At 53.4% G+C, this 11,112-nt stretch carries 11 protein-coding genes and 1 pseudogene; all 12 read left to right on the forward strand.

The features are described from left to right. Positions 1-985 (forward strand): thiamine pyrophosphate-dependent dehydrogenase E1 component subunit alpha (locus AAH187_RS17555; protein ID WP_342349784.1); only part of this gene is annotated, 985 nt, incomplete at its 5' end. Then, on the forward strand, positions 982-1,977 hold the full coding sequence (locus tag AAH187_RS17560) for an alpha-ketoacid dehydrogenase subunit beta (protein WP_342349785.1): 996 nt from the start codon (positions 982-984) through the stop codon (positions 1,975-1,977). The genes AAH187_RS17555 and AAH187_RS17560, both read left to right, overlap by 4 nt. Before the next feature lie 19 nt (positions 1,978-1,996). After that, entirely contained in the window at positions 1,997-3,181 is a 1,185-nt protein-coding gene (locus tag AAH187_RS17565) for a dihydrolipoamide acetyltransferase family protein (protein ID WP_342349786.1), read from the forward strand. After that, positions 3,178-4,368, forward strand: coding sequence for a thiolase family protein (locus AAH187_RS17570; RefSeq protein WP_342349787.1), 1,191 nt, complete (start codon positions 3,178-3,180; stop codon positions 4,366-4,368). Before AAH187_RS17565 ends, AAH187_RS17570 begins: the two co-directional genes overlap by 4 nt. A 54-nt stretch (positions 4,369-4,422) precedes the next feature. Continuing rightward, positions 4,423-5,289 (forward strand): 3-hydroxyacyl-CoA dehydrogenase NAD-binding domain-containing protein, encoded by an 867-nt coding sequence (locus tag AAH187_RS17575; protein WP_342349788.1) that lies wholly within the window; start codon positions 4,423-4,425, stop codon positions 5,287-5,289. 20 nt (positions 5,290-5,309) lie between these two features. Then, positions 5,310-6,977 (forward strand): methylmalonyl-CoA mutase family protein, encoded by a 1,668-nt coding sequence (locus tag AAH187_RS17580; RefSeq protein ID WP_342349789.1) that lies wholly within the window; start codon positions 5,310-5,312, stop codon positions 6,975-6,977. A gap of 55 nt (positions 6,978-7,032) precedes the next feature. Continuing rightward, positions 7,033-7,887, forward strand: a complete 855-nt coding sequence (locus AAH187_RS17585) for an MBL fold metallo-hydrolase (protein WP_342349790.1) — start codon at positions 7,033-7,035, stop codon at positions 7,885-7,887. Beyond that, positions 7,884-8,285 carry a cobalamin B12-binding domain-containing protein gene (locus tag AAH187_RS17590; RefSeq protein ID WP_342349791.1) on the forward strand — a complete coding sequence of 134 codons (402 nt, stop codon included), beginning with the start codon at positions 7,884-7,886 and terminating at the stop codon, positions 8,283-8,285. Before AAH187_RS17585 ends, AAH187_RS17590 begins: the two co-directional genes overlap by 4 nt. Beyond that, positions 8,282-9,565, forward strand: coding sequence for a hypothetical protein (locus tag AAH187_RS17595; protein WP_342349792.1), 1,284 nt, complete (start codon positions 8,282-8,284; stop codon positions 9,563-9,565). Before AAH187_RS17590 ends, AAH187_RS17595 begins: the two co-directional genes overlap by 4 nt. A gap of 7 nt (positions 9,566-9,572) precedes the next feature. Next, positions 9,573-10,070, forward strand: a complete 498-nt coding sequence (locus tag AAH187_RS17600) for a Zn-ribbon domain-containing OB-fold protein (protein ID WP_342349793.1) — start codon at positions 9,573-9,575, stop codon at positions 10,068-10,070. Continuing rightward, positions 10,039-10,815 carry a methylmalonyl Co-A mutase-associated GTPase MeaB gene (meaB, locus tag AAH187_RS17605; protein WP_342349794.1) on the forward strand — a complete coding sequence of 259 codons (777 nt, stop codon included), beginning with the start codon at positions 10,039-10,041 and terminating at the stop codon, positions 10,813-10,815. Before AAH187_RS17600 ends, meaB begins: the two co-directional genes overlap by 32 nt. Before the next feature lie 15 nt (positions 10,816-10,830). Then, positions 10,831-11,112 (forward strand): annotated as a pseudogene (locus tag AAH187_RS17610) (hypothetical protein); the annotation flags it as partial.

Here is an 11,112-nt window from a genome sequence, read left to right on the forward strand (position 1 = left end):
CATGGAGATTTCACAATCTGAATTTCTCCACCTCTACTATTATCTCCGGCTAACCCGGGCCTTGGAGGACCGGGTGACCACCCTCTATCGTCAAGGCCGCATCGTGGGTGGCGTCTATACCAGCCATGGAATGGAGGCGATTTCAGTGGCCTATGCCTCCGCCCTTCAGCCCGATGATATTATCGCGCCTTTTCATCGGGATATGGGCGCATTCTTAGTTCGCGGCATGACGCCCGGAGAGGTCCTGGCGCAATATCTGGGCAAACGCACAGGACCCACAAAAGGGAAGGATGGGAATGTGCATATGGGCGATTTGAAACGCGGAATTTTCGCCTTTGTCAGTCACCTGGCCGACAATCTCCCCGTTGCCACCGGAGCAGCCCTGGCATTTAAGATTCGCGGTGAATCCCGCATCGTGGCGACAAATACGGGAGATGGAGGGACCAGTCGAGGCGATTTCCATGAGGCCCTGAATTTTGCTTCAGTTCTCAGGCTCCCGGTGGTCTTCTTCTGCAATAACAACCAATATGCCTACTCCACGCCTCTTCACCATCAGATGGCCATTAAAGATGTCGTTGAGCGCGCAAAAGCTTATGCCATCCCCGGTGAAATTGTGGACGGCAACGATGTCGCTTCCATCTATTTGACAGCGCAACGGGCCTTTCAACGTGCCAGGAACGGAGAGGGCCCCACCTTTATCGAATGTAAAACCATGCGCATGCATGGGCATTCGGAGCATGACTCCGCCAAATATGTGCCCCGGGAACTCTTGGAAGAGTGGAAGAAAAAAGATCCCATTCTGAAGGCAGAACGCATGCTGAAGGAATTGGGATATGCCGATGAATCCGACTTCCATGACATCCACATGAAGGTTGAAAAGGAAATTGAGACCGCTCTGGAATTCGCCGAACAGAGCCCGCTCCCCGAAGGTCCGGAAGCTCTTGAAGGCGTCTTTGCGGTCAATCACGTCGAGGTGCTGATATGACCACCACACCCGCCATCGCACATGAAGCGACCTATCTTGAGGCGATTTCGCAAGCTCTTGATGAGGAAATGAGCCAGGATGAACGGGTCTTCCTCATGGGAGAAGATATCGGCCCCTACGGGGGAGCCTTCCGTGTCACCGAGGGATTTCAGCAGAGATATGGTCAATGGAGAGTCCTCGATACCCCCCTATCGGAATCAGGCATTGTCGGAGCCGCGATCGGAGCCGCAATGATGGGAATGAGACCGGTTGTCGAAATGCAATTTGCGGATTTCATTTCCTGCGCGTTCGATCAAATTACCGAAATGGCCGCTAAAAATCATTACCGCTGGGGGGCTGAGGTTCCCCTGGTCATTCGCGCTCCTTACGGGGGAGGGACACATGGAGGTCCGTTTCATTCCATCTGTCCTGAAGCCTGGTTCTTTCATACCCCGGGACTGAAACTCGTGGCGCCCTCAACCGCCTATGATGCCAAGGGCCTCATGAAAGCGGCCATCCGTGACCATAACCCCGTCATTTATTTTGAGCATAAATTTCTCTATCGCCGGATCAAGGACATTCTTCCCACTGAAGACTTTATCGTCCCCATTGGTGAAGCCGATATCAAACGGGCGGGGCGCGATCTTTCCGTCATCACTTACGGGGCGATGGTCCATGTGGCATTGGAAGCAGCCGATGCGTTAGATCAGGAAGGGATTGATGTGGAAGTGGTGGACCTTCGAACCCTGAGCCCCCTTGATAAAGACTCCATCATGACCTCGGTTCGCAAAACAGGGAAAGTGATCATTCTTCATGAAGACACCAAAACGGGAGGAATCGGCGGTGAAATTGCGGCGATTCTGGCTGAAGAATGCTTCAACGCTCTTGATGCGCCGATTATGCGAATCGCCGCGCCCGACATTCCTGTCCCGTTTAGTCCTCCATTGGAGGAATTCTTTCTTCCGAATATGAATGATGTCATCACCGCCGCCCGACAATTGGCGGCGTATTGAATGAACATGGGAGACATGCATGGGCACCGACATTGTCATGCCGCAGTTAGGTGAAAGTATTGCTGAAGGCACCATCGTGAAATGGCTGATCCCGCTGGGGGGACAAGTGCAAAAGGATGAATCCCTCTTAGAGGTGGAAACCGATAAAGTGGCGCTGGATATTCCGTCGCCGGCGACGGGGTCTCTAACGGAAATTCTTATTCAGGAAGGGGAAACGGTGCCGGTGGGCACCCTTCTCGCGCGACTCGATTATCATTCGGAATCGGGAAATGGTGATCCCGTGACAACAACAGCCCAACCTCAAAAACCTGTTGATCCCGTCCACTCGACGGGTACGGGGGCACCTGATCTCCTTTCACCCGCCGTTCGTGATCTAGTCACGAAGTATCAGGTAGATCTCAGCCGCATCACCGGAACCGGCATGAATGGGCGGATTACCAAAAAAGACATTCTGGAATTTCTCGACAAGCAAGCCCTCCTCAAAGGAGAGACCGGAGAAACCTCAGCAGTGAAAGCCGCATCAGCAGCCAATGCTCCTGGAGAAGACCTCATTCCCCTGAGTCCTATGCGGCGAACGATTGCCGAACGCATGGTCACGAGTCGGCAGACCGCAGCCCATGTAGTGACATTTTTTGAAGCCGACTTCACTTCAGTAGAACAAGCCAGAAAAGACTTGAATCTCACTTACCTACCCTTTGTGATCAAAGCGGTCACGCAGGGAATCGCGGCGTTTCCTGTTCTCAATACCTCCTGGTCTGCCAAAGGTCTTGTGGTCAAGCATGCCATGAATATCGGTGTGGCTGTCGCCATAGATGAAGGGTTAGTGGTCCCGGTCCTGCAGCATGCCGACCAGAAAGACCTCAGGCAATTGGGTCGAGAAATCGCCGATCTGTCTCAACGTGCCCGAAGCAAACAACTCCGGCCCGAGGAAGTCCAGGGTGGGACCTTTACCATCACCAACCATGGAGGGACGGGCAGCCTCTTCAGCACCCCGATCATCAACCAACCGCAAATCGCGATTCTCGGAATTGGAGCTGTTCAGCGGCGAGCGGTCGTTATCAACGAGACCCTTGGCGTTCGTCCCATGGCCTATCTGAGTCTTGCCTTTGATCATCGGGCGATCGATGGAGCCACGGCCGATCAATTTATGCTCAAGGTAAAATCGGTTTTGGAACAACCAGCGTGGGAGGAGGTCACCCCATGAATGAGGCTCGAAACGCCGTCATTGTGAGCGCGGTCCGCACTCCCATGGGAAGTTTTCAGGGAGTCTTCAGCCCGATTTCTGCCACAAAACTCGGAAGCCTGGCCATTGCGGAAAGCCTGCTCCGCGTTCACCTGTCAGGAGCATTGGTGGATGAGGTTTATATGGGATGTGTGCTGGCTGCCGGCCTCGGACAGGCACCCGCTCGCCAGGCCGCTCTTGGAGCCGGCCTGCCAGATTCGGTGGGCGCCACCACCATAAACAAGGTATGCGGATCCAGCCTTATGGCCATCATCATGGCGACCCAAGCCATCAAATTGAGCGAAGCCCGCATTCTGGTTGCCGGGGGCATGGAAAGCATGACCGGCGCGCCCTATCTCCTAACGAGGGCCAGGCAGGGCTACCGGTTGGGCCATGGGGAACTGATCGATAGTCTGATCAAGGATGGCCTTTGGGATGTCTATAACGATTTCCATATGGGTCAGGGTGGGGAACTTTGCGCATCTAAATATCAACTCAGCAGGCAAGCCCTGGATGACTTCACCATCGAAAGCTATCGCCGGGCCCGAATGGCCATTGCCACAGGCGCGTTCAAACAGCAAATCGTTCCCGTCGAAGTGCCTCGAAAAAAAGGCGACCCCCTTCTCGTCACTGACGATGAGGAACCGAATCGCGTGGACCTTGAAAAACTCGCCGGCTTGAAACCCGTGTTTAAAGAAGATGGCGTGTTGACGGTCGGAAATTCTCCATCGTGCAATGACGGGGCAGCAGCCCTGGTCCTCATGGAAGAGCAGGAGGCAACACGTCATGGCCTCAGGCCCCTTGCAAGAATCGTCGGATATGCCGGCGCCGCGTTAGCGCCGGAATGGTTCACCATCGCTCCGGTTCACGCTATCCAAAAAGTTTTAAAGCAGACAGACCTGTTGATCGATCAGATCGACCTGTTTGAAATTAATGAAGCCTTTAGCTCAGTGTCGCTCGCAATTAATCGGGAACTCGGCCTGGACCCGGCAAAAGTGAATGTGAACGGAGGCGCCGTGGCGCTGGGACACCCTATCGGAGCCACCGGCGCACGGATCATCACCACATTGCTGTATGCGTTGGAGGCCAAGGGAGGCCGATTGGGCCTGGCCAGTTTGTGCATCGGTGGAGGGGAAGCCCTGGCTATGGTGATCGAACGCATGCCCTAGCTCATTGTTTGCTGCCTCGATCAGGTTTCTGTTTTCCCTTGAGGAGATGCGCACATGCCAAGACAGGCCATACAAACCATTGGTGTCGTAGGAGCCGGCCAAATGGGTGCAGGCATTGCCTTCGTGTCCGCCCTCGCAGACTGTGACGTGCTTCTTTACGATACCCATGCCGGATCGCTTGAAGCTGCCCTTGATCGCATACACAAGGGATACGACAAACAAATCCAGGAAGGACTCATTCCGGATTCTGAGGGCGAGACCCCCTTGAAACGGATCCGGACAACCCAATCCCTCGGCGACATGGTGGATCGTCACCTCATCCTAGAAGCCGCCCCGGAAATCCTGGAGATTAAATGCGACCTTTTCCGGCAACTAGGAACAATCTGCAAGCCGGAAACAATCTTCGCTAGCAATACGTCCTCGATTTCCATCACAAAATTAGGGGCCATGTCGGGGCGTGATGCTCAGGTAGCCGGTATGCATTTTATGAACCCGGTCCCGGTCATGAAGTTGGTAGAACTCATTCGAGGCTTGCGAACCAACAATGAGACCATCGCTCTCCTCGCCGGGCTTGCCGAACGCATGGGGAAAATTGTCGTGGAATCCAAGGATTCTCCAGGATTTATTGTCAATCGCCTGCTCATGCCGATGGTCAATGAAGCCATTTTTGCGTTAGCCGAGGGCATTGCCACTGCCGATATGATCGACAAGGCCATGACCTATGGCACCAACCATCCCGTCGGCCCACTGGCATTGGCCGACCGGATCGGTCTGGATACCGTACTCAACATTTGCGAAATTTTGTATCAGGAGTTAGGCGATCAAAAGTTTCGCCCTTGTCCGCTCCTTCGAAAATACGTTGAAGCCGGGTGGTTAGGACGGAAGTCAGGAAGAGGATTCTACAGCTACCACAACTCGTAACCGTGTAAGGATACGGCGATATGAAGATTTCTAAAGGTTCACCTGTTATTCATGACGAAGGAACGATGGAGGGAGGCTCGGTCATACGCCGCGAACAGGAAGAAAAAAACCAGTTCCGCTCATTGTCCGGAATTCCCATTGCTGATCATTACACACCCGATGATCTCGAGGATTGGGAACCTGAGCGTGATCTTGGAAATCCCGGTGACTTTCCTTACACACGTGGAATCTACCCAACCATGTATCGCAGTCGATTGTGGACAATGCGGCAATTTGCAGGATTCGGGACGGCTCAGGACACCAACGCCCGCTTCAAATACCTTCTCGATCAGGGCCAAACCGGTCTCAGCGTGGCGTTTGATATGCCCACCCTCATGGGTCTGGATGCCGATGACCCGCAAGCTCGTGGGGAGGTTGGCTATTGTGGGGTAGCCATCTCGTCACTTGAAGACATGGAACAACTGTTCGAGGGAATTCCTCTGGACCGGGTATCGGTCTCCATGACGATCAATGGCCCGGCCGCCGTCATCTTCGCGATGTATCTGGCGGTGGCAGAGCGGCGGGGTATTCCATTGAATCAACTCAATGGGACTCTCCAGAATGACATACTGAAAGAATATATCGCACAAAAAGAATGGTTGTTTCCGCCTGCGCCGCATATGCGGCTGATCACCGACACCATCGCCTTCTGCTGTGAACATGTACCGAAATGGCACCCCATCAGCATCAGCGGGTATCACATTCGGGAGGCAGGATCCACCGCCGTGCAGGAACTGGCTTTTACCCTGTATGACGGGCTGACCTATGTCGATGCCGCAGTAAAAGCCGGCTTGCCCGTCGACACCTTTGCCCCTCAACTATCCTTTTTCTTTAATTCGCACAATGATTTTTTCGAGGAGATCGCCAAGTTCCGCGCCGCTCGTCGAATATGGGCACAGGAAATGATGGCAAGATACCAACCAGAAAATCCACGGTCCCTCCAGCTCCGCTGCCATGCCCAGACAGCAGGGTGCTCTCTCATGGCGCAACAACCCATGAACAATGTGGTGCGCACCACCCTTCAGGCACTTGCAGCCGTGCTCGGGGGAACCCAATCGCTCCATACCAATTCGATGGACGAGACGTTATCGCTCCCCACCCAGGAGGCCGTGACGCTGGCACTGCGCACCCAACAGATCATTGCCCATGAAAGCGGAGTCACCAACACCGTCGATCCACTTGCCGGTTCCTACTTTATTGAACAGCTCACCAACCGTATGGAAGAAGGGGCCAGAGAATATTTTCAAAAACTGGATGCCATGGGTGGGATGCTCAACGCCATTGAACGTGGGTTCCCCCAACGAGAAATTCTTGAGGCGTCCCAGCGGTACCAAGCTGAAATTGACCGGAAAGAACGCATCATCGTCGGCGTCAATGAGTACAATGAGCCGGATCAGCGTACGATCCCCACTCTGCGGATCGGACAGGAAGTCGAACACGGGCAAACAGAACGATTGCGTTCATTTCGCACCCGTCGGGATCCACGCAAAGTTAAAGAGGCCCTTCAGGCCATTCAGCGTTTCGCACGGTCCGACCACAATCTTCTGCCGCACCTGATGCAGGCGGTCAAAGCCCATGCCACATTGGGAGAGATGTGTGGAGTTTTAAAGGGAGTCTATGGAAGATATCGAGAACCGGTGGTGTTATGAAATTCCGGAGATCCATTCTGACGCCACATTTGGGAGATCCAAGGAAACACGTACCATGAAACTTGGACAATTTAACATGTTTCCGGTCACAGACGGACGGTTCCGGCTTGACGGCGGAGCGATGTTCGGGGTGGTCCCCCGGGTACTCTGGGAGAAATGTTGTCCCGCCGACGATCAACACCGCATCCCGTTAAGTTTGACCTGTCTGCTGATCCAGGCACATGGACAGAACATTCTTATTGATACCGGCCTTGGTTCCAAACAGGACGAAAAATTTCATCGGATGTTTGCCGTGGAACAATCCCCGTCCCTTGATGATTCATTAGGGCACTACAGCCTTTTTCCAAACGATATCCATCTGGTGATCAATACCCATTTGCACTTCGATCATGCGGGAGGCAACACGCGGAATGATGAAAATGGACGGACGATCCCGACGTTTCCAAAAGCCCAATATCTGGTGCAACGCGGAGAATTTGAGGATGCGATCAAGGCCAACGAACGGACCAAGGCCAGTTATCGTCCGGAAAACTTTCTTCCTCTTCTGGAACATCACCAGTGGGAATTTGTCACGGGCACGACTGAGTGGCTTCCCGGTATTTCAATGGTCCTCACCCCCGGACATACCAAATACCACCAAAGCGTCAAGATTGAATCTGAAGGACACACGGCCTTCTTTTTAGGAGATTGTATTCCAACGGTCTCTCACCTCCCCCTCCCCTATATCATGGGCTATGACCTGTTTCCGCTACAGACATTGGAAACCAAGAGATGGCTCCTGGACCAGGCCTACGAAGAAGGATGGCTCCTGATTTTCGAACACGATCCCCGAATTGAAATGGGGTACGTCCACAAGGACCCGGAAGGAAGATATTTCTTGAAACCGGCAAGTGAAGTGAGGCCGGCATGACCACCGCCACAATGCCCATGAGAGTTCTGATTGGAAAGGTGGGATTGGATGGCCACGACCGGGGCGTCAAACTTGTCGCGCGTGCCCTTCGAGATGCCGGAGTGGAAGTTATTTATACCGGGCTGCACCAGACGCCCGAACAGGTCGTCAATATCGCTATTCAAGAAGACGTGCAGGCGATCGGCCTGAGCATTCATTCCGGTGCCCATACCTATCTGTTTCCACGCGTACTGGAATTACTGAAAGCACAGGATGCCGACGAAATCGTCGTTTTCGGGGGAGGCATTATTCCCACCGACGATGTTCATCAACTTCTCGAAACCGGTGTGCGGGCGCTGTTCTCTCCCGGCACCTCAATGTCACGCATTGTTGAGTTCGTGAAAGGACTGCCACGATGAGACCGGTGTATATGATCAGTGGCGGAATCACCAAGTTCGCCAAATCTCATCCGAATAAGGATTTTCGTTTTATGGTCAAAGAAGCCTATGACGCCGCACTGCAAGACGTGCCTGCGCTCTCAAAAGACATGATTGATGGAGCGGTCGGTTCCTATTTTTCAGATCATTTTACCCGACAGCTCAAAGCCGCCAGCATGGTACAGGATTATCTGGGCCTGTGCCCCAAACCTTCAAAACGGGTCGAGGGGGGTGGAGCCACGGGAGGCTTATGTTTTCAATCGGCCTGGGAGGCGATTGCATCCGGACGGATGCATTGCTGTGTGGCGTTCGGGTTTGAAACCATGTCACGGGTGACCACGTGGAAAGGGAATGAGTTTATTGCGCTGGCCTCCGATACCAACTTCGACTTTCCTGTTGGAGGGTTTTATACCGGGTACTATGCCATGATGGTCAGGCGGCATATGCACGAATTCGGGACCACGGTTGAACAGATGGCCATGGTCTCGGTCAAAAATCATCTCAATGCCCTGTACAATCCTTATGCACAAAAAGCCAAGCGCCTCACCATTCAACAGGTCCGGGAATCACCCATGGTCGCGACTCCTCTGAGGATGGAGGACATTTGTGCCATGTCTGATGGTGCGGCTGTCTGCATTCTGGCCGATGAAACGATCGCGGCACGAGTCTGTGGCCGACCGGTGAAAATTACCGGAATCGGGTCAGGATCCGACGCCATGCGCATGGCTGACCGTCCGCACGGAAGGGTCCCGCTTCTTCCGCATGAACGGGAATCCGATTATGTCCGACTCAAATATCCGGGTGTGCATTCCTTCCGTGGCGGTCGCATGGCGGCAAAGCTCGCATACGAAATGGCGGGCATCCGGAATCCCCTCGAACAATTGAGCTTTGTTGAACTTCACGATGCGTATACCTCTTCGGAAATCCAAACCTATGAAGATCTCGGCCTGTGCAAATATGGGGACGGTGGCAAATTTATCGAAAAAGGCATGTCCTTCATGCCGGGGATTGATTATGGCCTGTTGTTACCGCAACAAGGACGACTCCCCGTCAATCCTTCAGGAGGGTTGTTGGCATGCGGGCATCCTGTGGGAGCCACGGGCCTCATGCAAGCTGTCTTTGCCTTTTGGCAACTTCAAGGCACTGTCCAAAAGCATTTAGGGAGTCCGATGTTGCAAATCCGCAATCCTCGTCGGGGACTCATCCATAGTCATGCGGGAACAGGGACCTACATCACCGTTTCGATCTTGGAGAGGACGTAACCACACCATGAAAGACACCGACACAGCAGAAGAAACCTCCCCGGAACCTAAAGGGGTGAATCTCTTCGGAGTCGATCCGTTAATTATCCAGGATCATTACGAGATCGATTACCGTCACAGTTATGCGCAGGATTCCCCCTTCTTTGTGGGATTGAGTAAAGGCGATCTTTTGGGATCACGGTGTACGGGGTGTCAGTATATGTACGCCACACCCCGATCTCACTGCATGGAATGCGGGGCCACCACCACATGGGAAAAACTCCCTCTTATCGGACGGGTCCATACCTTTACGGTCTGTTATTACGGCGGAGAAAGTTTTCTCAAAGAAACCCCGTTTATCTTAGTTCTGGTGGAATTTCAAAATGTGAATACCCTCTTTCTATCCCGGCTCAAAAGCATCGCACCGGAAGAGGTTCACATTGGGCTACCGATCCGTCCGCGATTCACAAAGGCTCCAACATTTAGGGTAACCGATGTCTGGTTCGAACCCATGGGCTCCACGTAAATTCCCCACGATTCCTCCTTTACTCGAGGAAGTCCGGGCCGGAAACACCAGGGCAATTTCGCGTGCCATCACCTTATTGGAATCCGATGGACCTGGGAGAAGGGCTATTCTGGAGACGCTTGGACCCATCTCCGATCATGCGTACATCATCGGGGTCACCGGATATCCCGGCGCGGGGAAAAGCACCGTGATCGACCAATTGATTACGGCGTACCGGTCCCAAGGAAAATCGGTCGCGGTTCTGGCCGTGGATATCAGCAGCTCCTTAACCGGCGGAGCCATTCTGGGAGACCGGATCCGCATGCAGAACCATTTTTTGGACAAAGAGGTTTATATTCGGAGCATGGGTACGAGGGGGCACCAAGGCGGACTGGCCAAGGCTACGAAGGACGCGATCCACGTGCTCGATGCAGCCGGGTTTAATATCATTTTGATTGAAACGATTGGCATGGGCCAGGAGGAGGGAGAGATCGTACAAATAGCGCCGACGGTTGTAGTGGTCGTCGCCACAGGTCTTGGCGATGAGGTGCAGGCCATGAAGGCCGGAATTCTGGAGGTCGCCCATATCGTGGTGGTTAATAAGGCGGATCATAACGGTGCCCACGAAACACTTCAGTCCTTGCGCGAATGGATTCCAACCATTTTGCTCGTGACCGCCACGACAGGAGAAGGCATTCAATCATTGGTAGAGGCCATCACTGTCCACCAACAGTCTCTTGAAGTTGAGGCTCCTGTTTCCGGATGAACTAAAAGGCGAACTATGCAACCTGCACCGCTTCAACAACGTACGTTAACAAAATTTGAGATGTCCGAAAATCGCGGGTTTTTGCCCGTCCCGGACCCTCTCACTTCCTGTTCTCTCTTCCCTCATTTGGAATCGCTCGGCCATCAGCTTCCAAAACTGCTGGCTGCCCGGCAACTCCGGAACTACATCAACGACCTGCAAGTCATCATTCCCAAAAAAGAAGAGGAATGCAGCCTCGAAGCCTATCGATACGCCAATCGAATCCTCTCATTTGTGGCTCATGGCTACATCTGGGAA

Origin of the sequence: uncultured Nitrospira sp., from assembly GCA_902500695.1 — a bacterium.
GTDB lineage: Bacteria > Nitrospirota > Nitrospiria > Nitrospirales > UBA8639 > Nitrospira_E.